This is a genomic window from Streptomyces sp. Ru72 (assembly GCF_002920635.1).
In the GTDB taxonomy this organism is placed as follows: domain Bacteria; phylum Actinomycetota; class Actinomycetes; order Streptomycetales; family Streptomycetaceae; genus Streptomyces.
On record NZ_PQSR01000073.1, the window covers coordinates 1 to 22861 of the forward strand.

Sequence of the window (22861 nt, forward strand, 5' to 3'; positions counted from 1 at the left end):
GGCGCTCTCCGGCCCGGCGCGCGCCGCCTGCGTCCTGCGCGGCCTGGAGAAGCTCCCCGACGACGAGGTGCGCAAGGTGCTCGCCGCGGCGGGGGTCACGAACCCGGCGGTAGCGGTCCGGCAGGCCGCGAAAGTGCCGGCTCAGGAGGCGCTGCTGGACTCCCCCGAGTTCGACCCGTGCTCCCTTCAGGCCCGGCCCACCGACCTCATGCGGCGCCGCCGGCACGCGAAGGCGGCGCTCGCCGCGGCGGCGGCCGTCGCGGTGTGCGGAGCGCTGCTCGCGCTGCCCGGCGGCGGCTGGGGCGCGGACGAGGCGGCGGCCCCCTCGGCCGCGCCGAACCCGGCCGCGCAGGCCGCGCTGGATCCGGCCCGGGTGACGACGGTGCCGCCCACCGCCTGGAAGACCTCGGCGCGCACCGACTTCTCCGTGTGGCCCGCGCGCGGCGCCCTCACCCGCGACCGGGCACTCCTGCGGCGCGCGCTCACCGCCTGGGCGCGGCCCGGTGACTCCGTCCGGGTCTCGATGACCCCGGGCACCCCGTCGGGTGCTCCGCCCGGTCCCCCGCGGCTGCTGTACGCGGGGCAGGTCGACACCGCGCGCGTGGTGGTCTTCTACGACGGTCTGCGCATCGTGCGTTACGCCGAGCCGAAGGACGGCTCCCGCGGGGCCGCGCTCGACTTCGCCCGGGTCGACGGGGCGAGCGGAGCCGAGGCGGAGGCGGTGGTGCTGGACCGCGCCGACGGCAACGTCCGCTATCTGACGGCCCCCTGGGTGACCGGTGCCGTCGAGCGGGACCTGCTCAAGCCGACGGCGGGGACGATGAACCTCGGCCTGACCGGCGGGGTGACCGCGCCGCTGGCGAGTCCGGCGCAGCAGTCCGGTTCGTGCTCGTCGTGGCACGTGCTGCAGCTGACCGGCGGTTCGGGCACGCGACTGCTGACCGACCTCGGGGAACTGGTGCCTGCGCACCTGACCGTGGGCCGGCCGGGCGCGCCGGGGGAGGCATCCGGGGCGGCGGCGCTGCGCGCCTGGGCGCCCTTCGCCTGCTCGCTGGCGGTGGTGCGGTCGCAGGGCGTGAAGTCGGTGAACGCGTGGGAATACGCGCGGCAGGCGCTGCCGGACGCCTCCGGGGAGGCGAGCTGGGTGTGCGCGCGGGCGGACACGTGGCGGGGTGACGGGGCCCAGGTGCAGGCGCAGTTCCACACGCCGGGCGGGGCCCTGGGGGTGGTCGCGGCGCAGGCCGAGGACGTACCCGCGTGCGGGGCGAAGGATCCCCATGTGCTGGCGGGCGTGCTGTGGAAGTCGGCGAAGGGCGAGTGGTACCTGCTGGCCGCCGGGGCCGAGGACACCAAGTCGATCCGGGCGACGGGCGGGGTGAACGGGTCGGCGGAAGCCCGGCTGCTGACCGTGCGCGCGAAGCAGGGAGCGCAGGCGCGGTTGAAGGGGACGCTGAAGGACGGAAGGACGATCGGCGGGTTGCGGTGACACGACACAGGGCCCGTACGCTGCGCCGGTTCGGTGAGGGACCTGTGATTGAGATGTGAACAACTGCTGCCGTTCGGAGCCCTGTGCGGCTGGATTCGATCGGTAAGGTGTTCGCATGACAACCGGGGTACGCCGCAGACTGGGAGTCGAGGAGCGGCGGCAGCAGTTGATCGGCGTCGCGCTCGAACTGTTCAGCCAGCGCTCCCCCGACGAGGTCTCCATCGACGAGATAGCGTCGGCCGCGGGCATCTCGCGGCCGCTGGTCTACCACTACTTTCCCGGCAAACTGAGCCTGTACGAGGCCGCGTTGAAGCGTGCCGCCGAGGACCTCGCGGCCCGGTTCGTGGAACCGCAGGAGGGTCCGCTGGGCGCCCGCCTGCTGCGTGTGATGCGCCGGTTCTTCGACTTCGTCGACGACCACGGCCCCGGTTTCTCCGCCCTGATGCGCGGCGGCCCGGCCGTCCCCGCGGACGGAGTCCGCTCAAGGGATGCCGTATCCCGTACCAACGCGCTCGTCGACGCGGTACGGCAGGCCGCCTATGTCCAGATCCTCGCGCACCTGCAGGTGCAGAACCCGCCCGCCCGCCTCGAGCTGGTGATCCGCTCCTGGATCTCGCTCGTCGAGTCCACGGCACTGATCTGGCTCGACGGCCGGCGGATCCCGCGCCGGGAGCTGGAGGCCCAGCTCGTACGCGACTTGGCGGCGCTGACGGCGGTGAGCGCAGCCTACGACGACGAGATGGGCGCGCTGCTGCGCCGCATGCTCGGTGACGAGCCGGCCGACGGTCCGTTCGGCGACCTGGTCGCCCGGCTGGTCACCCTGGTGTCCTGAGGGACGCGTCAGCTCTCGAACCTCCGGTACGAGGCGTCCAGGTCCCGCACCTCGGCGGACGCGTGCAGTGCGAGGTCACCGGCGGGCTTGATGTGCTGCCGCAGCAGCTCCAGCGTCGCCTCGGTCAGCCTCGCCTTGGTCTCCTCCGTGCGCCCGGCCAGCAGCCCGAGGGTGACGTGCACGACGGCGTGCCCGTCGGTGTCGGCGCCGACCGTGGTGTCGTCGGTGCGGCGGAACTGCGTCTTGCACGCCTCGATCCGCGCGGCCGCGATGTCGACCACCCGGTCGTGGAGCGCCAGCGCGAACGCACGCCGGTCGAAGGCGTCCTGAAGCGGTGCGGAGTAGTCGACGGTGATCTGCGGCATGGGCACTCCTGTTCTACGGCGGGACGTGCTCACCCTAGACGGTGCCGGTCAGCCGCAGCGCGAGCAGCGCGATGTCGTCCTGCCGGTCCCGCCCGAAGCGGCCGAGCAGCGTGTCGCACAGCGACGCGACGCCGGGTGGGGCGTCGGCGGCGGCCGTGCGCAGGTGTTCCATCGACACGGTCAGGTCGGTACCGCGGTCCTCGATGAGCCCGTCGGTGACCATCAGCAGCCGGTCGGTGGGCCGTAGCACCGTCTCGGTGGGCGGCGGCCGGTCCAGCCCCAGACCGAGCAGCGGCCCTTTCGCGGCGGCGTAGGCGGCGGTGCCGTCGTCGCGCACGACCAGCGGTGGAATGTGCCCGGCGTTGGCGATGCGCGCGCGCCCGCTGCCCGGGTCGACCAGGACCAGGCAGACGGTCGCGGTGACGTCCGCGTGGTAGTGCTGGAGCAGCCGGTCCAGCCGCCGGGCCAGGCTTCGCGGGTCCGGGTCCTCCAGGCAGTAGGCGCGCAGCGCGTGCCGGATCTCGACCATGACGGTGGCCGCGTCCAGCGAATGCCCGGCCACGTCGCCCACCGCCGTGAGCACCCCGCCCGCGGTGGTCAGCGCGGCGTAGAAGTCGCCCCCGATCTCTGTCTGCCGGGAGGCGGGCACATAGCGGACGACCGTCTCTACACCCCGTGTCGGGGGCGCCTTCTGGGGCAGGAAGCTATGCTGCAGGGTGAGCGCCACATGGCGTTCCACCTGGTACATGAGCAGGGCGTCCGCGGCGAGCGCGACGGCCTGGGCGAGCCGGGTGACCAGCGGGTCGCCCTCGCCGCCCGGGCCGCGCGCGGGCACGGCGAGGCACACGGCCGGTTTGCCCTGCCGGGTCCGCGCCACCACCACGCGGGCGTCTCCGGCGTGTCCGGGCCCGAGCAGCCCGGCCGGCCACAGCGGATACGGCACCACGGTGCCGCGCGCCCCGGTGTGTCCGGTGGCCAGGCCGCGGATCAGCCGGGCCACGGTGTCGTGCGCCTCGGCGCCGGGGGGCACGGCGGGCGGGCGCAAGCGGGACAGGCCCCGGTGCAGCTCACCGTCCTCGCCGAGCACGAAGACGACCGCGGGGAAACCGGTGAGCCGGGCGGTGCCCTCCGCTGCGGCCCGGACCAGTCCCGTCATGCACCGCGCCGCCTGCACCGAGACGATGGTCTCCGACAGCAGCGTCAGCCGTCGCGCGAGCGCCTCCGCGCCGGTGCGCATCCGGGCCCCGCGCACGGCGGCCCGTACGACGGCTTGGATCTCCTCGGGTGCCGCCGGCACCGACAGATAGGCCTCGCCGCCGGAATCCAGGCCCCGGCAGCGGATGCCGGGGCCGGCCGAGGCGGCGGAGAAGTGCACGACCGGCAGGGCGGCGGTGAGCGGTGACGACTTGAGCCTGCGGCACAGTTCGAAGCCGCTCATGTCCGGCAGGCCCACCTCGACGAGGGCGACATCGGGCAGGGTGCCGTCGCGTACCCGTGCGTGGAGTTCGGTCAGCGCCTCGCCGCCGCTGGCCACGGGCACGACGTGGTGACCGGCCCCGGCCAGCACGCTGCCCAGGGCTTGGCGGCCGGCCGGCGCGTCGTCGACCACCAGCACGGTGGAGCCCGTGTGTTCGCCGTTGCCGTCCATGAGAGCCGCCCCTCGGCGCTCGGGAAAGGAAAGGGGGCGGAGCCGGAGCTTCCGGTCCGCCCCACCACGCTAGTGTCCTAGCGCGTGCCTCGGGTGAAGACCGCGACGGTACGACCCGGAACGGCGAACGTGCCGGATTCCGCCGCGTAGGAGGCCGTCTTGACGGTAGGGTCCGCGCCCGCCGCCTGCACCGGGTGCAGCGCGTAGTGCTCGCCGGCGAGGGCGGCGACCGTCTGCTGCTGCGTCTTCGGTGTCGCGTTGAAGACGACGACCAGGTCACCCAGCTCCATCGTGATCACGCCGGGCGTCTCGTCCTTCCCGGAGAGCGGGAAGGAGAGCCGCGACTGCACCTGGTCGGCGGTGGCGAGGGAGAAGACGGGCTCGGTGGTCCGGATCCGCAACAGGTCCCGGTAGGCGGCGAAGGCTCCGTCGATCTGTTCGCACCCCACCTTCACCGAGGTGAGCAGGGGCCCCGCGTACGGCCACTTCGCCTGGTTGTCGGCCGCCATCGGCAGCCCCCGCCCGAAGCCGTTGCCGTCGCGGCAGTCCCAGTGGATGGCGTTGAACCAGTCGCCGCTGTCGTAGGAGTTGCGGTCCAGGGACTTGGACCGCAGCAGATCGCTGCCGGCCTGGGAGAGGGACGGGCCCTGCGAGAGGGTGGCCGTGGCCATGGCGAGCACCTGCATCCGGGCCCGGTCGGCAGCAGAGGTGTCCTTCGGCAGCTTGTAGGTGAGGGCGTCGAACAGCGACTCGTTGTCGTGCGCGTCGACGTAGGCGAGGGCGTCGCCGGGCGCGTCCGCGTACCCGGCCGGTGAGCCGCCGTAGTCGATCTCGGCCCCGGTGACCTCCTTGCCGGCCGAGTCGGTGAAGCGGTACTTGGCGAGGTCGCCGGTCAGGCCGACCTTGACGAGGTCCTGGTCGTGCAGGAGGCGGGCCTTCTGCTCGGCCGTGGTGCCGTTCGCCGGCGAGGAGTTGGGGTCGGTGTAGAGCCCGGACGCGAAGCCCTGGACGCGGGGGTCGGAGTCGAAGGGGCTGCCGCCGCGCACGGCGTCACGGGCGCGGTCGGAGAAGGTCGCGACGCCGGTGCCGGCCATGTTCTTCTGCGTGGCCTGCACGAAGCGGGCGTCGTCGGCGACCTCGCCGAAGTTCCAGCCCTCCCCGTACAGGATGATCTTCTTGCCGTCGACACCGTCCTCGGCGGGGGTGAGGGCGTCGAGGGCCCTGCGGACCGCCAGGATGTTGGCCTTGGGGTGGTGGCCCATGAGGTCGAAGCGGAAGCCGTCGACCTTGTACTCCTTGGCCCAGGTGACGATCGAGTCCACGACCAGCTTGCCCATCATCGCGTTCTCGGGCGCGGTGTTCGCGCAGCAGGTGGAGTCGGCCACCGAGCCGTCGGCGAGGAGCCGCTGGTAGTAGCCGGGCACGATCTGGTCGAGCACGGAGGTGTCGGCCTCACCGCTCGCCGAGGTGTGGTTGTAGACGACGTCCATCACGACCCGGAGGCCGTCCTCGTTGAGCGCCTCGACCATCCTGCGGAACTGGACCGTGCGGGCCGTGCCGTCCGGGTCGGTGGCGTAGGAGCCCTCCGGGACCGTGAAGTGGTACGGGTCGTAGCCCCAGTTGTAGGCGTCCTTCGCGGCGGTGGCGGCGACACACGCCTGCTGCCGGTCGGAGTCGGGGGCGTAGGAAGCGAGGTCGCAGCCGGGGCCGGCCTGCTCCGACTTCCTCTCGGGGACCGTCGCGAAGTCGAAGGCGGGCAGCAGGTGGACGTACGAGGTACCTGCCTCGGCCAGCTTCCGCAGGTGCCTGGAGCCGTCGCTGTCTTTGTCGGTGAAGGCCAGGTAGGTGCCGCGGTCCCCGGCCGGCACGGTGCTGTCCGCGACCGAGAAGTCGCGGATGTGCAGCTCCTGGATCTGCGCGTCCCTGAGCGGCACGGCCTTCGGCTTCCTCAGAGCCGACCAGCCGCTCGGGGCCAGCGACTTGTCGTCCAGGTCGACGATCAGGCTGCGCTTCGAGTCGGCGGTGAGGGCCAGGGAGTACGGGTCGGTGACCTTGTTGGTGACGACCTTCCGGACGCTGGGCGCCCACACCTTCACAACGTATCGGTAGGGCTTGTTCCGCCAGGACGCCGGGCCGGTGACGGACCAGACGCCGGTGGTGCCGTCGCGTTTCATGGCGAGGGTGGAGCCGTCGAGGTCCAGCTTCACCGACTGGGCCGTCGGCGCCCACACCGAGAGCGTGGGACGGCCGTGGTGGAAGACCGGCCCGAGCCCGGCCTTCGTCGCGTCGTACAGGTCGTCGAGGACTCCGGCGATCTGGACGCCCGTCGCCGCCAGGACCGCTCCGTTCGCGGCCCGCTGCGAGGCGACGATCTGACCGCCGAGCGCCTCACGCACCCGGTCGCGGTCGCGCGGGTCGACGGACCAGGCCGTGTAGTCCTTCAGGTGCGGGAACCTCGCCTTCTGCGCATCGGACAGCGTCGTCCTCGTCAGGCGCAGCCAGCGCTCGTCGTCGCTGGTCAGCGTCCCGTCCTTGACGGTGATCGAACCGTCGTGGGAGTAGACGAGCTGGGTGGACACGGCGCCGTCGACACCGTTCCAGGCGAGAGTGTCCCGGTCGATCCAGACCGCCTTGGAGGTGGCCAGGTCGATGGCCGCGGCGCTGCCGGCGGGCTGCGGCAGCAGGTACTTCTCCTGGCCGTTCAGCAGCCACACCTCATAGCCGTTCGCCTTGAGGTCGAGCGACTGGTCGGCGGCGAGGTCCTTCTCGTCGCCCTTGTGGATGATGTAACTGAGGCTGGTGGCACCGGCGGTGAGCGGCACCTCGAAGACCGCGCCGTACGCGTCGGTCCGTACCGGCTTCAGAGGGTTGGACCAGTCGGTGGGGTTCGCGGCGCCGGTCCAGACGTGGAGGCCCCAGCCGTCGTAGTCCCCGTCGGCGCGGTGGTAGTGGATGACGGCCCTGGTGGCGTCCTGCGCCGGGTACCCGGGCCTCTGCGTGAGCACCGCCTCCTTGCCCTGCTCGACCCACACCTCCCCGGTCTTGGTGACGTCGATGCTGCGGTCGGCGGAGACGTCCTTGTTCCCGTCCTTGTCGATGACGAGGAAACCGACACTCGAGGCGCCCGGCTTGAGCTTGACGTAGGCGAAGGCGCCGTACGCGTCACGGCCGACGAAGGGATGGCTGTTCGGCCAGGTCGTCGCCTCTCCGTCGGCGATGTCACCCCAGGCGTACAGGCCCCAGTTCGCGTAGTCGCCGTCGGGGCGCTTGTAGTGGACGATCGCGTAGTCGCGGGAGGAGGCGGTGGGGATCTGCGGGGCGGGCGGGGTGCCGGTGGTGCTGCCGGCCGTGGCGCTCGCGGTACGGCCGGCCGAGTCGACGACGACCGCCTTGTAGCGCAGGGCGGTCCCGGCCGGCACGCCCTTGCCGATCGTCTGGGTGACCTTGTACGGGGCGTGGTCGGCGGAGCCCAGGACCTTCCAGGCGCCGTCGCCGACCTGGGCCGCGAAGACGACGCGGTCGAGCTGCCCGCCGGTGACGTCGGCGGAGACCTCCACCGTGCCGGTGGCGCCCGCGTCGGGCGCCTTGAGCGTGAGCGCCGGCTCGGCGGCGGGGGCGCCGAGCGGGCGGGCGGCCTTGAGGACGACCGCCGAGCGGGCCGGGACGGTGACGGTGACGTTCTTGTCGGCGTCGCTCGTGAGGGTGGCGTCGGTGCCGTGGATGCCGCGGAAGGTCATGCCCGCCGACCCGGTGGCGAAGGCGGCCGTCCTGGCGCCGTCCGCGTTGTTGAAGGCGACGACGTACTCGGTGCCGTCCGTACCCGTACGGGAGAAGGCGTAGACACCGGGGCCGTCGGCGGCGTAGCGCTGGGTCTGGACGCCGTCGACGAGTGCGGGGTTGTTCCTGCGCAGCTTGGAGAGAGCGGCGATCTCCTTGTAGAGCGGCGCACTGGTGTCGTACGAGTCACTGGCGTGCGTACGGTCGGTGCCGATCTCGTCGTCGTCCAGGTAGTCCGGGACCTTGGAGGCGAACATGGTCTGGCGGGCGTCCTTGTCGCCGCCGGAGCCGGTGAAGCCCTGCTCGTCGCCGTAGTAGACGACCGGGTTGCCGCGGCTGAGGAACATCACCTCGTTGGCGAACTCGTCCTTGGCGAGCAGCTCGGCGTCGGTGGCCTTCGGGTTGTCCTGCTTCAGGAAGTACCCGATGCGTCCCATGTCGTGGTTGCCGAGGAAGGTGACCTGCTCGTAGGCGTTGGCCCTGTCGGTCGTGTACTTGTAGTCGTCCGCGAAGACGCCCGCGAGCTTCTGTGCGCTGCCGCCCTGGGAGGCGTAGGCGCGGGCCGCGTCCTGGAAGGGGAAGTCGAGGGTGGCGTCGAGGCGGCCCTGGGTGACGTACGGCGAGGTGATGGAGGTGTCGGCGGAGTAGACCTCGCCGAACATGAAGAAGTTCCTGCGGCCGTGCCGGGCCGCGTACTTGTCGAGCGCGGTCGCCCACTGCGTCCAGAACTCCATGTTCACGTGCTTCACGGTGTCGATCCGGAAGCCGTCGACGCCGAAGTCCCGCACCCAGCGCTCGTAGATCTTCTCCATGCCCTTGACGACCTCGGGACGCTCGGTCCACAGGTCGTCGAGGCCGGAGAAGTCGCCGTATGTGGCACTCTCGCCGGCGAAGGTGGAGTCGCCGCGGTTGTGGTACATGGTGGGGTCGTTGAGCCAGGAGGGAACCTTGAGGTTCCGCTTGGCGGTGGGGACGACGGGAGTGCGCGGGAAGGAGCCGGCGTCCACGGCCGGGAAGCGCCTCGTGCCGTCGGCGTAGTCGGCGTCGTCGAAGGGCCGGCCGTCCTTGGTCAGGTACGGGAAGGCGCCCTTGGACAGGTAGTCGTAGGACTTCTCTTCGTAGTCGACGACGTCGGCCGTGTGGTTGGTGATGACGTCGAAGAAGACCTTCATGCCCTTGGCGTGCGCCTTGGAGATGAGCGCCTTCAGGTCCTTGTTGGTGCCGAAGTGCGGGTCGACCTGGGTGAAGTCGGTGATCCAGTACCCGTGGTACCCGGCAGAGGCGTTCGCCCCCGTCCCCTGCACCGGCTGGTTCTTGAAGATCGGCGCCATCCAGATGGCGGTGGTGCCGAGCCCCTTGATGTAGTCGAGCCGATCGGTCAGGCCCTTGAGGTCGCCGCCCTGGTAGAAGCCCTTGTCGGTGGGGTCGTAGCCGGTGGCCAGACGTGAGCCGGTGAGCCCGCCGCGGTCGTTGGAGGGGTCCCCGTCGGCGAAACGGTCCGGCATGACGAAGTAGAACTGCTCGCGGGTGTCACCGTGCCGCGCGGGCTGCGCGGCGAGCGTCGCGTCGGACGGAGGCGCCGGCGGGATGGCGGCGTGAGCGGCGAGGGGCGGGAGGAGGGCGGCGGCGAGCGCGGCGACGACGGTGGCCGCGACCCTTCTCCGGTACGGGGTGCGGCGCGTGGAGGGCGCCGGCCATCTCGGTATCACAGGTGTGAACTCCTTGCGAATACGGCTCAGGTGGGTCCGACGCCTACGCCGCGGGACGGCTTCGTCGCCGGGCGCCCGCGTGACCGTATCGCTCACGCAAGCCTTACAGCAAGAGACTTGAAAGCAATGGAAAGGAATTGCATCGACAGGGGCCCGCCGCCACGCGTACGGCGGGCAGCGGGCCCCTCGGGACGTGCGCGTTCAGCAGCCGGACTTGCCCGCGTAGATGGCGAGCGCCGTGTTCGGGGCCACCGACGCCTGGAACCAGCCGCTGCTGTTCACGGTCACGGTCCTCCTGCCCTGGACGTCGCAGTACGTGCCGGCCGGCAGCGACGTCTCGAACCAGCGGTCGGCCGTCGTGCTCTCGTGGTTGATCACCACATAGCCCTTGCTTCCACGGCCGAAGGCGATGAGGTTGTTGCCGTCGTCCCACCACTTGGTGACCGCCTGACCGCGCGTGGCGTTGCGGAAGGCGACCATCGACTTGATCTCCGGCCACGCGTGCTGGCACTTCCAGCCGTCCTGCCAGCAGGCGTTGACCTGTCCCCCGTTCGGCGGCCCGGCGTCCGAGTCGGACCACTCGTACCCGGAGTCGATGTCGGGCGCGCCGTACGGCCAGGCGAGCATGAAGACGTTCGCCAGCGTGTAGTTGACGCCGTCCTTGTAGTTGAGGGTCGAGCCGTTGCGCTCGGTGTCGTGGTTGTCCACGAAGACCCCGGCGACCGAGCTGCCCAGGTAGCCCCAGGGCTCGCCGAAGTTGCTCAGGTACGCGAGCTTCTCGCTGTTGAAGACCCGCTTGAGGTCGTAGGCGTAGCGGAACTCCTGGACGTCGCCGTTGCCGGTGTACTCGCCGGGCTGGACCGCCTCGCCGGCGCCGTAGATGACCTCCTGCTTCCAGTACGCGGAGGGGTTGGTCAGCCGCGACTTGATGTTGGCCAGGTCGTCCGCCGGGATGTGCTTGGCGGCGTCGATGCGGAAGCCGTCGACGCCCAGGCCGAGCAGGTCGTTCATGTATCCGGCGATCGTGCTGCGGACGTGCTCCTCGCCGGTGTCCAGATCCGCCAGGCCCACGAGTTCGCAGTGCTGGACGTTCCAGCGGTCCTGGTAGTTGGTGACCTGGGCGGTGCAGTCGTCGAAGTCGGCGTTCGAGTACAGACCGGGATAGTCGTACTTCGTGTAGGAGGAGCCGCCCGTGCCGGTGCCGCTGCCGGCCGACATGTGGTTCACGACGGTGTCGACGACGACCTTCACACCCGCCGCGTGGCAGGTGCTGACCATGTTCTGAAAGGCCGTGCGGTCGCCGAGACGGCCCGCGATCCGGTAGCTGACCGGCTGGTACGACGTCCACCACTGCGAGCCCTGTATATGCTCGGCGGGCGGGGATACCTGCACGTAGCCGTAGCCGGCGGGGCCGAGGGTGTTGGTGCACTCCTTGGCGACCGAGGCGAAGTTCCACTCGAAGAGGACGGCGGTGACGTCCTTCGTGCCGGGCGGTGAGGCGTGGGCGGTCCCGGCGGGGACCGCGAGTGCGACCGACGCGGCCGCCGCGAGGGCGAGGGCGCCGGAGAGCGTTCTGCTGGGCATGTGGGGGTCCTTCTCCGTTGAAGGATCTGCTGAGGGGAGTGCCCTCAGGAGGGCACTGAGACCTCCTGAAGGGAATTGCTGCAAGTTTTCAACCACTTGCAGTGCAGCAGACCGTACGAGCCCGGCTCTCGACGGTCAACCCTGCGGGCATGTTCCTGTCACATACACGAAATGCCACCGGATCGCACCCTGTTGGACCTGCGCGAACGCCCGGGGCAGACACCGGGGCCCACCGTCCACGGCGGACGACCGGGGTCCTTGAAACGGGCGAAAGAGCTGACGACCGGTCGGCGAGCACGATCCGCTCAGCCGACGACGAGCGGGAGCTTGGCGGCGAAGCCGCCCAGCGCGGTCTTCTCCGCGTCGGTCGGCGCACGCCGTCCGGTGGCGGTCAGCAGCGCGTCCTGTCGGAGAGCGAGGCGGGAAGCAGGGTTGCGGCGATCTTCTCCAGCATCACGCGTGCCGCCGCCAGGGTCTCGGCAGGCGGCTCCGCGGCCCACAGGATCGGCGAGTTCGGCGGCGCGGCCTGCGGCGGAGCCGCCGTCGTCGAAGTGACCGTGCGTCTCGTGCGGGAGCCCACCGCGGGCATGAAGAGGGCGGTCTCGCCGGTCTCCTGGCCCGCAAACCGTAGGGCCCGCCGTCAGCAGTGACGGCGGGCCCCGCGACGGATGCGGTGCACGGTCAGGACGTGGTCCACCACACCGTCGTGTCCGACGGCAGCTTCGCCTCCGCGTCCGCGATCGTCACCTCCGTGCTGGCGACCAGGACGCGCCCGTACGCGGGGATCGTCACCGCCTCGCCCGTGGAGTTCGCCACGCAGACGAAGTCGCCCCGGCGGAAGGCGAGGACGCCCTCCGGGGCCTTCAGCCACTCCACCGCGTCGCCCGCCCCCAGGTCGGCGTGGGCGCGGCGGGCCGCGAGCGCCGTGCGGTACAGCTCCAGGGTGGAACCGGGAACGCCCTGCTGGGCCTCCACGCTCAACTCGCCCCAGTTCTCCGGCTGCGGGAGCCAGCTGCCGCCGCTGCCGAAGCCGTACGACGAACCCGTACGCGTCCACGGGATCGGGACCCGGCAGCCGTCACGGAAGCCGTCCTGGCCGGCGCCCCGGAAGTAGGCGGGGTCCTGGCGGACCTCGTCGGGGAGGTCCACGACGTCCGGCAGGCCCAGCTCCTCGCCCTGGTAGACGTACGCCGACCCCGGCAGCGCCAGCATCAGCAGGGTCGCCGCCCTCGCCCGCCTGAGCCCCAGTTCGCGGTCGCCGGCCTCGCGGATCTGGGTGCCGAGGGCCGCGTCGTGGGCGAAGCGGGTGGCGTGCCGGGTCACGTCGTGGTTGGACAGGACCCAGGTGGCGGGGGCGCCGACCGGGCGCATCGCGTCGAGGGTGCGGTCGATGACGGCGCGCAGTTCGGACGCGTCCCAGTGGGTGCTCAGGTACTGGAAGTTGAACGCCTGGTGCAGTTCGTCCGGGCGGACGTAGTTCGCGGTGCGCTCGATGGTCGGGGTCCACGCCTCGGCCACGAAGATCCGCCCGCCCGTCTCCCACCACCGCCCTTCTGACGAAGGCCCTTCGGGCCCCTTCTTTTTCGTGTACTCGTCGAGGATGGTGCGCCACTCGCGGTAGATCTCGTGCACGCCGTCCTGGTCGAAGAACGGCATGACATCGTTGCCCAGCAGCTTGAGCTGGTCGTGGGCGCCCAGGTCGGGCAGGCCGTCGGCCTTGACCAGGCCGTGGGCGACGTCGATGCGGAAGCCGTCGACGCCCATGTCCAGCCAGAAGCGGAGGATCGAGCGGAACTCGTCGCCGACGGCCGGGTGGTTCCAGTTGAAGTCGGGCTGTTCGGGCGCGAACAGGTGCAGGTACCACTCGCCGTCCGGGACCCTGGTCCAGGCCGGGCCGCCGAAGATGGACTCCCAGTCGTTGGGCGGCAGTTCGCCGTTCTCCCCCTTGCCGGGGCGGAAGTGGTAGCGGTCGCGCAGCGGCGAGCCGGGGCCTTCGGCGACCGCCCGCTTGAACCACTCGTGCTGGTCGGAGGAGTGGTTGGGGACCAGGTCGACGATGATGCGCAGGCCCAGTTCGTGGGCGTCGCGGATCAGCGCGTCCGCGTCCAGCAGGTTGCCGAACATGGGGTCGACGGCACGGTAGTCCGCTACGTCGTAGCCGGCGTCGGCCTGCGGCGAGGCGTAGAAGGGGCTGAGCCACACGGCGTCCACGCCGAGGTCGCGCAGATACGGGAGTCGGGAGCGTACGCCCTCCAGGTCACCCATGCCGTCGCCGTTGCTGTCGGCGAAGCTGCGCGGATAGACCTGGTAGATCACCGCGTCCCGCCACCAGTCGCGGCGCTTGGCGACGGTGGCGACGGCGGTGCTCGGGGCCGGGTCGGCGGAGTGCTGGCTCATGGCGTCCTTGGTACGTAACGGAGTGCTTCGGGTCATGGGCATGGGTACGGCGGGCAGGCTGACGAGGCGGCCGCGGTGCCGGCGGGGTCTGGGGGCACCCCCTGCTCGAAGAGCTTGGGGGAGGGCACCGCGGCCGCCACCCGCGCGGGCAGGCGCGCGGGAGCCCTGCGGGGCGGATCAGCCTTTGGTCCCGCCCGCGGTGAGGCCGGTCACCAGGTTTTTCTGGACAAGGTAGAAGAACACGGACACGGGTATCGCGATCAACACTGCGGTGGCGGCCATGTAGTTCCACTGCGCGTCGTGCTCGCTGACGAAGGTCTGGAGGCCGACGGCGAACGTGTACTTCGAGTCGTCGAGCATGAAGGTGGTCGCGAAGGCGACCTCGCCCACGGCCGTGATGAAGTTGTAGAACGCCGCGACGGCCAGCCCCGGGCGGGCCAGCGGCAGGATCAGGCGGAAGAAGGTGCCGAACGGGCTGAGCCCGTCGACGCGTCCGGCCTCGTCTATCTCGAAGGGGATCGTGTCGAAGTACCCCTTGAGCAGCCAGGCGCTGTACGGCACGGCCGTGGTGCAGTTGATGACGATCAGCGCCCAGTACGTGTCGATGAGATCCAGCTGGCTGAAGATCTCATACATCGGCACGATCAGGATGGCCATCGGGAAGGCCTGGGTCAGCAGCAGGACCCACATCAGCTGCTTGTAGCCGGGAAAGCGCATCCTCGAGACCGCGTAGCCGGTGGTGGCGGCGACGAAGACACCGATCAGGGTGGTGCCGCCGGCCACGATCATCGTCGACTTGAACCAGTCGAAGAAGCCGGTGTGCTGGAGCACGAAGCTGTAGTTCGAGAAGGTGAGCTTGCCCAGGATCTTGCCCGGGTGCAGATAGTCGTCCTTCTCCGGGCCGAGGGACAGGAAGATCAGCCAGGCCACCGGGGCGAGCGCGATCAGGCTCGCGACCGCGAGCCCGCCGTGCAGCAGGGCGGTGCCGACCGGGCCGCGCTCGCCGCGCCGGCGGGTCCGGCGCGAGGGCTGGTCCGCGGGGGCCGGTGCGGCCGCCGTCTTCTCAAGGGTCGTGGTGCTCATGGCGGCGGCTCCTGCGGCGTCAGAAGGCGAGCTGGTCATTGCGCTTCAGCCAGCGGAAGTAGAAGGAGGTGAAGACGGTGACGATCGACAGCAGCAGTACGCCGTACGCGGCGGACTGGGCGAAGTCGCGCGGCTGCTGTCCGAAGCCCAGGAAGTAGGCCCAGGTGACCAGGATCTGGGCGTCGGGGGCGCTGGTCGGGCCGAACAGCAGGAAGATGATGGCGAACTGGTTGAAGGTCCAGATGATGCCGAGGAGCACGACGGTGGAGCTGACGGACCTCAGCCCCGGCAGGGTGACGTGCCGGAAGCGCTGCCAGGCGCTCGCGCCGTCCATCTCGGCCGCCTCGTAGAGCGAGGAGTCGATGGACTGCAGGCCGCTGAGCAACGAGAGCATCTGGAACGGCACACCGCACCAGGTGTTCACCATGATCGCGGCGAAGCGCTGCCAGAAGGCGTCCTCCAGCCACTGCGGCTGGGGCAGGTGCAGGGAGTGCAGGACCTGGTTGATCGCGCCGGAGTCGGAAAGCATGATCCGCCATGAGAAGACGGTGACGAAGGTCGGCACGGCCCAGGGCAGAACCAGCAGCACCCGGTAGAAGGTGCGTCCCCGCAGCTTCTCGTTGAGCATGAGCGCGAGGCCCAGGCCGAAGGTGTAGTGCAGGGTCACACAGGCGACCGTCCAGACGACGGTCCACAGGAAGTGTGACCAGAAACGGTCGTACGACAGCGGGCCGAACAGGATGTCCTTGTAGTTGTCGAGCCCGATGAACTTGTATGTCGCCTCGATGTGGTTGACACCGATCGTGCGCGCCGAGTTGAGGCTGTTGGCGTCGGTGAGGGTCAGGTACAAGCCGCGGACCAGCGGATAACCCACGATGACGGCGAGTACGACGACCACCGGGGCGATCATCGCGTAGGCGTACCAGTATTTCTGGTAGCCGTTCTTGATGCGCTGCCCCAGCCCGGGCCGAGGCCCGCGGTCACCGCGGCGCTTGCCGGTCGCGCGGTCGATGGCGACTGTCATGGTTCGACACCTTCAAAACGATCAGGAGTTGGGCCGGGCACAGGGCGCCGGCCGCCGGATCCTTCCCCCCAAGGTGGGGTCCCCCCGCTCGGGCGAAGCCGAGAGCGGGGAGGATCCGGCGGCCACGCGGGCTCACTTGCTGAAGTCGGGGACCAGCTTGGCGATCGCGAGTTCCGCGTTGCTCAGGCCCTTGTCCAGCGATTCCTTACCGCCCGCGATCTTGGGCAGCTCGGTGTCGAGCGGGCCCCACAGCGAGCTGTACTCCGGCAGCGCCGGGCGCGGCTGGGCGGCGGGCAGGACCGACTGGTAGCCGGCGATGCCGGGGTCTGCCTTGACCTGGGCGCTGTAGGCGTCGTCCCGCGTGGGCAGCGTGGAGTTCTTCAGGGCGATGGTCTCCTGGGACTTCGCCGAGGTCATGAAGCCCACGAACTTCAGTGCCGCTTCCTGGTGGGCCTTGTCGGAGCCGGCGTACACGGAGAGGTTGTGGCCGCCGGTCGGGGCGCCCGCCTTGCCGGTGGAGCCGGCCGGGACGGTGGCGATGCCGAGGTTGGACTTGTCGCTGAAGGCGGAGCCCTTGTAGAAGTTCGTGATCTCCCACGGGCCCTGGATGATCGCGGCGACCTTGCCGTTGACGAACGCGTCCTGGATGTGGGCGTAGGCGTCGGCGGTGGTGTCGGCCTTGTGCAGGCCCTTGCCGGAGAACGTGCTCAGCCAGGTGCCGTACGCCTTCTTCGCGGCGGCCGAGTTCACGGTGATCTTCTTGGCGGCGGCGTCGACGGTGTCGGTGCCCTCGCCGTAGAGGAAGGTCTGCGCGTAGTAGGCCTGGGTGGAACCCCAGTAGCCGTCGATGCCGGTCTTGTCCTTGATCTTCGCGGCGACGGACTTCAGCTCGTCCCAGGTCTTGGGGGCCTCGGTGATGCCGGCCTTCTTGAACAGGGCCTTGTTGTAGACCAGGGCGAGGGTGTCGGTGACCAGCGGCACGCCGTAGGTCTTGCCGTCGTACTGGGCCTGCTTGATCAGGCTGGGCTGGAACTTGCTCTGGTCGGCGAGGGCCGCGGTGCCGTCCAGCGGCAGGAAGTAGCCCTTCTTGGCGAAGGCGGGGGTCCAGCCGACCTCGGAGCGCAGCACATCGGGGGCGCCCTTGGAGCCTGCGGCGGTGTCGAACTTGTTCTGCGCCTGGTCGAAGGGGACGTTGACGTACTTGACCTTGATGGTCGGGTTGGCCTTCTCGAAGTCCTTGACCAGCGCCTGGTACGTCGGCGCCTCATTGGTGGCGTTGGAGGTGTCCCACCAGGTGATGGTGACCGGACCGTCGGACTTGCCGCTGCCGCCGTCACTTCCGCCGCAGGCCGTCGCCGCGAGGGCGACGGACGCCACCAGCGCGGTGGCCGCTATGCCACGCCGCATGAGTTCTCCTTGAGGGTGAAAGCCCGAGTGCTACAGGTGGCGGCCCCGTCTGCCGCCCCTGCCGACTGCCGACTGCATCCTTGCGGCCGCCGGGCGACGGTGAACGTAACAGCGATGCAATCGCCGCGAAAGAGCTTGCAGCAAAAAAATGAAAGAAACGACAATGGTTACCGCGCCGTGACCTCGCCGTGAGGGCCCGTAGACCTGTATTTGCGGGCGCTCTGCGGGACCACGGACACTTGTGCAAGACTCTGCAAGCTCTTGCCACACGTCACCGGCGCGGGAATCATCCCGTTGCGGAAGGACGCCGAAACAGAACACGAGGGAGCGCGATGACGCAGCAACCCGCAGCCGGGCGTTCAACCGCCCGGGCCCGGCGTCCCATCGGTGGGCAAGCGGAGACGCGGCCGGTACAGTCCAGTGCCGTGACCACACGGCTTGCCGACATCGCGGCGCAGGCGGGGGTCAGCGAGGCGACCGTGAGCCGTGTCCTGAACGGAAAGCCGGGCGTCGCGGCGACCACCCGCCAGTCCGTGCTGGCCGCTCTCGACGTGCTCGGCTACGAGCGCCCGGTCCGGCTGCGGCAGCGCAGCGAGGGGCTGGTGGGCCTGATCACCCCGGAGCTGGAGAACCCGATATTCCCGGCCCTGGCCCAGGTCATCGGCCAGGCCCTGACCCGGCAGGGGTACACACCGGTGCTGGCGACGCAGACGCCGGGCGGCTCCACCGAGGACGAACTGACGGAGATGCTCGTGGACCGCGGGGTCGCCGGGATCATCTACGTCTCCGGGCTGCACGCGGACACCACCGCCGACATGCAGCGCTACGAACGGCTGCGCGCCCAGGGCGTGCCGTACGTGCTGGTGGACGGCTTCTCGCCGAAGGTGCAGGCGCCGTTCATCTCCCCCGACGACCGGGCCGCGATGGCCCTCGCGGTGACGCACCTGGTGTCCCTCGGGCACACGCGGATCGGCCTCGCGCTCGGACCCAAGCGGTTCGTGCCGGTGCAGCGCAAGATCGAGGGCTTCGTGCGCACCATGCAGGAGCAGCTCGGGCTGACCGTGGAGGACATCGAGTCCCGGCTGATCCAGCACTCGCTGTACACCCTGGAGGGTGGTCAGGCGGCGGCGTCCGCGCTGATCGACCGGGACTGCACGGCGGTGGTGTGCGCGAGCGACATGATGGCGCTCGGGGCGATACGGGCGGCGCGGCAGCGGGGGCTGGAAGTCCCCACGGACATCTCGGTGGTGGGCTTCGACGACTCGCCGCTGATCGCGTTCACGGACCCGCCGCTGACGACGATCCGCAAGCCGGTCCCGGCGATGGGGCAGGCGGCGGTGCGCACGTTGCTGGAGGAGATCGGTGGGACGCCCGCGCCCCATAGTGAATTCGTGTTCATGCCGGAACTGGTGGTGCGCGGGTCGACGGCTTCGGCGCCTGGGGACCGGAGTCGTCCCTAGGCAGTAGTTCCGGCGCTTCCCACCAGTACGCCGGTTGGAGAGCGGGTGGCCGGAACCCTGCCCGGGGATGATCGGTGGGGGAACGCTTTTCTGGCAGACTCTGTAGCCATGGGTGACAGGACCGTGACGGCAGCGGGGGGCCAGGAGCAGGTCGTTCCCCGGCCCGTCACGGACGACGGGCGGGACGGGCCGATCCACGGCGCCCTGCGCCGGATCCGCACCCCCCGCCGCCCGCGCTTCTGGTTCGAAATCCTGCTGATCGCGCTGAGTTACTGGACCTACTCGCTGATCCGCAACGCCGTGCCGGAGCAGAAGACCGAGGCGCTGAGCAACGCGGACTGGGTGTGGCGGCTGGAGAACCACCTCGGGATCGCCGTCGAGGACGCCGTCAACCACGCCGCGAACTCGGTGACATGGCTGATCATCGGGATGAACTACTACTACGCCACCTTGCACTTCGTGGTGACCCTGGGTGTCCTGGTGTGGCTCTACCGCAGCCATCCGGGCCGGTACGCGGCCACCCGCCTCGCCCTGTTCGCCACGACCGGCGTGGCGCTGCTCGGCTACTACTTCTTCCCGCTGGCGCCGCCGCGCCTGATGAACGGCGGGCACTTCGTCGACACGGTGGTGGTGCACCACACCTGGGGTTCGATGGCGTCGGGCGACCTCAAGGACATGTCGAACCAGTACGCGGCGATGCCGTCGATGCACATCGGCTGGTCGCTGTGGTGCGGTCTGACCATCTTCGCGCTGTCCACGGTGCCGTGGGCGCGGGTCCTGGGCCTGCTGTACCCGGCGACGACACTGGTGGTGATCGTCGCCACCGCGAACCACTTCTGGCTGGACGCGGTGGGCGGCACGCTCTGCCTGACGTTCGGCTTCACGATGACGCGGGTCTGGTACGGCGCGCTGCCGTACGCACTGCCGCGACGGGTGGCGACGGCGGGAGAGCCCGCGCTGGTGCCGGTACGGGCGTGACCCGCCGCCGGCGCGTCACGACCCGTAGAACAGCTTCTCCACCACGCCGCGTGCCCTGCGCGTCGTACGCCGGTAGTCGTCCAGCATGTCCCCGACGTGGCCCGGGCCGTACCCGAGGTAGCGGCCCACGGCGGCCAGCTCGCGGGTCTCGGAGGGGAACGTGTCGCCGGCGCGGCCCCGGACCAGCATCACCGCGTTGCGCACCCGGGTGGCGAGGACCCAGGCCTCGTCCAGGGTCGCGGCGTCCTCCTCGGCGATCAGGTCGGCGGCGCACGCGGCGGCGAGGGCCGCGCGGGTGCGGGTGGTGCGCAGGTCCGGTACCGACCGGCCGTGCTCGAGCTGGAGCAGCTGGACCGTCCACTCCACGTCCGACAGGCCGCCGCGGCCCAGCTTGGTGTGCAGGGTCTTGTCGGCGCCCCGCGGCAGCCGCTCGGACTCCATGCGGGCCTTCAGGCGCCGGATCTCGCGCACGGCGTCGTCGCCGAGCCCCTGCGCGGGGTAGCGCAACGGGTCGATCAGTTCGACGAAACGGCGGCCCAGGTCCTCGTCCCCGGCGACCGGCTCGGCCCGCAGCAGCGCCTGCGCCTCCCAGACCAGCGACCAGCGGCGGTAGTAGGCCGCGTACGAGGTCAGGGTGCGCACGAGCGGCCCCGACTTTCCTTCGGGGCGCAGGTCGGCGTCGATCAGCAGGGGCGGGTCGGTGCTCGGGATCTGGAGCAGTCGTCGCATCTGAGACACGACCTTGTTCGCGGCCTCGGCCGCCTCCCGTTCGTCCACGCCGTCCTGCGGCTCGTGCACGAAGATCACGTCCGCGTCGGAGCCGTAGCCCAGCTCGTGCCCGCCGAAGCGGCCCATGCCGATGACGGCGAACCGGGTGGGCAGGGTGTCGCCCCACCCGTCGCGGACCACGGCCCGCAGGGTGCCCGCCAGGGTCGCCGCCGTCAGGTCCGAGACCGCGCCGCCGACCAGGTCCACCAGGGCGCCCTGATCCGGGCGGGCGGGGACCTCCTCGGTGCCGTAGGAGCCGACGATGTCCGTGGCGGCCGTACGGAACAGCTCCCGGCGCCGTACACCGCGCGCCACCGTGACCGCCTGCTCGGCGTTCTCGGCGCGGCCGACCGCTGCCAGGATCTCCTGCTCCAGGTGGGCGCGGGAGCGGGGTTCGAGTCCGCCGCCGTCGCCGTCGCCGAGCAGGGCCACCGCCTCGGGGGCCCGCATCAGCAGGTCGGGGGCGAGCCGGCCGGCGGACAGCACGCGGGCGAGGTTCTCGGCGGCGGCGCCCTCGTCCCGCAGCAGCCGCAGGTACCAGGGCGTCTTTCCGAGCGCGTCGGACACCTTGCGGAAGTTGAGCAGGCCCGCGTCCGGGTCGGCGGAGTCCGCGAACCAGCCGAGCAGCACGGGCAGCAGGGTGCGCTGGATGGCGGCCTTGCGGGTGACGCCGGATGCCAGCGCCTCCAGGTGGCGCAGGGCGGCGGCGGGGTCCGCGTAGCCGAGGGCCACGAGCCGTTCCCGGGCCGCGTCGGGGCTCAGCCGGGCCTCGACTGGGGCGAGTTGGGCCACGGCGTCGAGCAGCGGGCGGTAGAACAGCTTCTCGTGCAGCCTGCGTACGACACCGCTGTGCCGCTTCCATTCGCCTCGCAGCGCGGCGACCGGGTCGGTGCGCAGGCCGAGGGAGCGGCCGAGGCGGCGCAAGTCTGCCTCGTCCTCGGGGACGAGGTGGGTGCGGCGCAGCCGGTAGAGCTGGATGCGGTGCTCCATGGAGCGCAGGAAGCGGTAGGCGTCGTCGAGCTGCGCGGCGTCGGTGCGGCCGACGTAGCCGCCGGCGGCGAGGGCCTTGAGCGCGTCGAGGGTGGTGCCGCTGCGCAGCGAGGAGTCGGACCGCCCGTGCACCAGTTGCAGCAGCTGGACGGCGAACTCCACGTCCCGCAGGCCGCCCGGACCGAGCTTCAGCTCACGCTCGACCTCCCCCGCGGGAATGTTCTCCACGACCCGGCGGCGCATCTTCTGGACGTCGGCGACGAAGTTCTCCCGCTCGGCCGCCTGCCAGACGAGCGGGGACAGGGTGGCGACGTACTCCTCGCCGAGGTCGAGGTCGCCGGCCACCGGGCGCGCCTTGAGCAGGGCCTGGAACTCCCAGGTCTTGGCCCACCGCTGGTAGTAGGCGAGGTGACTGGCCAGGGTGCGCACCAGCGGACCGTTTCTGCCCTCGGGGCGCAGATTGGCGTCCACCGGCCAGATGCTGCCCTCGACGGTGGTCTCGGAGCAGATCCGCATCATGTGCGAGGCGAGCCGGGTGGCGGCCTGGAGGGCCTTGCGCTCGTCGGCGCCGCTGACGGCCTCACCGACGAAGATGACGTCGACGTCGGAGACGTAGTTGAGCTCGTGGCCGCCGCACTTGCCCATGCCGATCACCGCGAGCCGGCACAGCGCGGCGTCGTCGGGGGCGGCGGCGCGGGCGATGCCGAGGGCGGCGCGCAGGGTGGCGGTGGCGAGGTCGGCCAGTTCGGCGGCGGCCTGGGCGACGTCGGTGGTGCCGCAGACGTCGCGCGCGGCGATCGACAGCAGGCAGCGGCGGTAGGCGACGCGGAGGGAGAGGGGATCGTCGGCCTCGGCGAGCTGCCGCTCGAACTCCTCCACCCCGGGATGGAGGTCGTGCGGCTCGTAGTTCACCAGGGCGTGCCAGTCGCCGGGGTGGCGGGAGAGGTGGTCGGCGAGCGCCGCGGAGGCGCCGAGGACTCCGAGCAGCCGGTCGCGCAGGGGCTTGGCCGAGATCAGCGTGTCGAGGAGCTCCCGGCGGGCGGTGGGCGCGGGCTGCGCCTCCAGCAGCCGGACGAGGCCGCCCAGCGCGAGATCGGGGTCGGCGGTGGCGCCCAGGGCGTCGAGCAGGACGGGGTCGGACCTGACCGGCGCCAGCTCGACGCTCTCCAGCAGCCGCTCGGCGGCGGAGGGGTCGGTGAAACCGTGTCGCAGCAGTCGCGTGAAAGTGCTGCTTCTGCGCCCCTGGGGCACGGTCATCCCTCGGCCTCCCGAGCATCGAGATCAAGGTCCTGCGGCTTTGAGCCTAACCGGAGACGAGGGCGGGAGCGCCGGGACGGTGCCCTCGACCGCGCA

13 protein-coding genes and 1 pseudogene are annotated in these 22861 nt (G+C 70.9%); 4 read left to right on the forward strand and 10 right to left on the reverse strand.

Annotation, left to right across the window (positions count from 1 at the left end; translation table 11 throughout):
* Window positions 1-1486 (forward strand): hypothetical protein (locus tag C3488_RS27580; RefSeq protein ID WP_103843632.1); only part of this gene is annotated, 1486 nt, incomplete at its 5' end.
* Window positions 1487-1601: 115 nt separating this feature from the next.
* On the forward strand, window positions 1602-2318 hold the full coding sequence (locus tag C3488_RS27585) for a TetR/AcrR family transcriptional regulator (RefSeq protein ID WP_103843633.1): 717 nt from the start codon (window positions 1602-1604) through the stop codon (window positions 2316-2318).
* Between the two features lie 8 nt (window positions 2319-2326).
* Here C3488_RS27585 and C3488_RS27590 read toward each other — a convergent pair whose 3' ends face one another.
* From C3488_RS27590 to C3488_RS27630, 9 genes and pseudogenes are all read right to left on the reverse strand, one after another.
* Window positions 2327-2683 (reverse strand): 5-carboxymethyl-2-hydroxymuconate Delta-isomerase, encoded by a 357-nt coding sequence (locus C3488_RS27590; RefSeq protein WP_103843634.1) that lies wholly within the window; start codon window positions 2681-2683, stop codon window positions 2327-2329.
* 34 nt (window positions 2684-2717) lie between these two features.
* On the reverse strand, window positions 2718-4331 hold the full coding sequence (locus tag C3488_RS27595; protein ID WP_103843635.1) for a fused response regulator/phosphatase: 1614 nt from the start codon (window positions 4329-4331) through the stop codon (window positions 2718-2720).
* Between the two features lie 77 nt (window positions 4332-4408).
* A complete protein-coding gene (gene pulA, locus C3488_RS27600) occupies window positions 4409-9817 on the reverse strand; it encodes a pullulanase-type alpha-1,6-glucosidase (RefSeq protein ID WP_103843636.1) in 5409 nt (1802 codons plus the stop codon).
* 201 nt (window positions 9818-10018) lie between these two features.
* The gene (locus C3488_RS27605; protein ID WP_103843637.1) at window positions 10019-11401 is read right to left on the reverse strand and encodes an alpha-amylase family protein; all 1383 of its coding nucleotides are present in this window, start codon (window positions 11399-11401) and stop codon (window positions 10019-10021) included.
* Between the two features lie 305 nt (window positions 11402-11706).
* Window positions 11707-11897, reverse strand: a pseudogene (locus C3488_RS27610) (maleylpyruvate isomerase); the annotation flags it as partial.
* Window positions 11898-12082: 185 nt separating this feature from the next.
* On the reverse strand, window positions 12083-13798 hold the full coding sequence (locus tag C3488_RS27615) for a glycoside hydrolase family 13 protein (protein WP_103843638.1): 1716 nt from the start codon (window positions 13796-13798) through the stop codon (window positions 12083-12085).
* 177 nt (window positions 13799-13975) lie between these two features.
* Window positions 13976-14881, reverse strand: coding sequence for a sugar ABC transporter permease (locus C3488_RS27620; protein WP_103843639.1), 906 nt, complete (start codon window positions 14879-14881; stop codon window positions 13976-13978).
* Window positions 14882-14900: 19 nt separating this feature from the next.
* On the reverse strand, window positions 14901-15905 hold the full coding sequence (locus C3488_RS27625) for a carbohydrate ABC transporter permease (protein ID WP_103843640.1): 1005 nt from the start codon (window positions 15903-15905) through the stop codon (window positions 14901-14903).
* 132 nt (window positions 15906-16037) lie between these two features.
* The gene (locus tag C3488_RS27630) at window positions 16038-17312 is read right to left on the reverse strand and encodes an extracellular solute-binding protein (RefSeq protein WP_103843641.1); all 1275 of its coding nucleotides are present in this window, start codon (window positions 17310-17312) and stop codon (window positions 16038-16040) included.
* A 425-nt stretch (window positions 17313-17737) separates the two neighbouring features.
* On the opposite strand from C3488_RS27630, the gene C3488_RS27635 reads away from it, so the two are divergent.
* Window positions 17738-18772, forward strand: a complete 1035-nt coding sequence (locus C3488_RS27635; RefSeq protein ID WP_103843642.1) for a LacI family DNA-binding transcriptional regulator — start codon at window positions 17738-17740, stop codon at window positions 18770-18772.
* A 108-nt stretch (window positions 18773-18880) separates the two neighbouring features.
* The gene (locus C3488_RS27640) at window positions 18881-19750 is read left to right on the forward strand and encodes a phosphatase PAP2 family protein (RefSeq protein WP_103843643.1); all 870 of its coding nucleotides are present in this window, start codon (window positions 18881-18883) and stop codon (window positions 19748-19750) included.
* Between the two features lie 15 nt (window positions 19751-19765).
* Here C3488_RS27640 and C3488_RS27645 read toward each other — a convergent pair whose 3' ends face one another.
* A complete protein-coding gene (locus tag C3488_RS27645) occupies window positions 19766-22765 on the reverse strand; it encodes a bifunctional [glutamine synthetase] adenylyltransferase/[glutamine synthetase]-adenylyl-L-tyrosine phosphorylase (RefSeq protein WP_103843644.1) in 3000 nt (999 codons plus the stop codon).
* Window positions 22766-22861: the final 96 nt, after the last annotated feature.

What these genes read in the sequence shown, in the direction of transcription:
- C3488_RS27585 (WP_103843633.1), top strand. Translation starts at nt 1,602, where the DNA reads ATGACAACCGGGGTACGCCGCAGACTGGGAGTCGAGGAGCGGCGGCAG.
- C3488_RS27590 (WP_103843634.1), bottom strand. Translation starts at nt 2,683, where the DNA reads ATGCCGCAGATCACCGTCGACTACTCCGCACCGCTTCAGGACGCCTTC.
- C3488_RS27595 (WP_103843635.1), bottom strand. Translation starts at nt 4,331, where the DNA reads ATGGACGGCAACGGCGAACACACGGGCTCCACCGTGCTGGTGGTCGAC.
- C3488_RS27605 (WP_103843637.1), bottom strand. Translation starts at nt 11,401, where the DNA reads ATGCCCAGCAGAACGCTCTCCGGCGCCCTCGCCCTCGCGGCGGCCGCG.
- C3488_RS27615 (WP_103843638.1), bottom strand. Translation starts at nt 13,798, where the DNA reads ATGAGCCAGCACTCCGCCGACCCGGCCCCGAGCACCGCCGTCGCCACC.
- C3488_RS27620 (WP_103843639.1), bottom strand. Translation starts at nt 14,881, where the DNA reads ATGAGCACCACGACCCTTGAGAAGACGGCGGCCGCACCGGCCCCCGCG.
- C3488_RS27625 (WP_103843640.1), bottom strand. Translation starts at nt 15,905, where the DNA reads ATGACAGTCGCCATCGACCGCGCGACCGGCAAGCGCCGCGGTGACCGC.
- C3488_RS27630 (WP_103843641.1), bottom strand. Translation starts at nt 17,312, where the DNA reads ATGCGGCGTGGCATAGCGGCCACCGCGCTGGTGGCGTCCGTCGCCCTC.
- C3488_RS27640 (WP_103843643.1), top strand. Translation starts at nt 18,881, where the DNA reads ATGGGTGACAGGACCGTGACGGCAGCGGGGGGCCAGGAGCAGGTCGTT.
- C3488_RS27645 (WP_103843644.1), bottom strand. Translation starts at nt 22,765, where the DNA reads ATGACCGTGCCCCAGGGGCGCAGAAGCAGCACTTTCACGCGACTGCTG.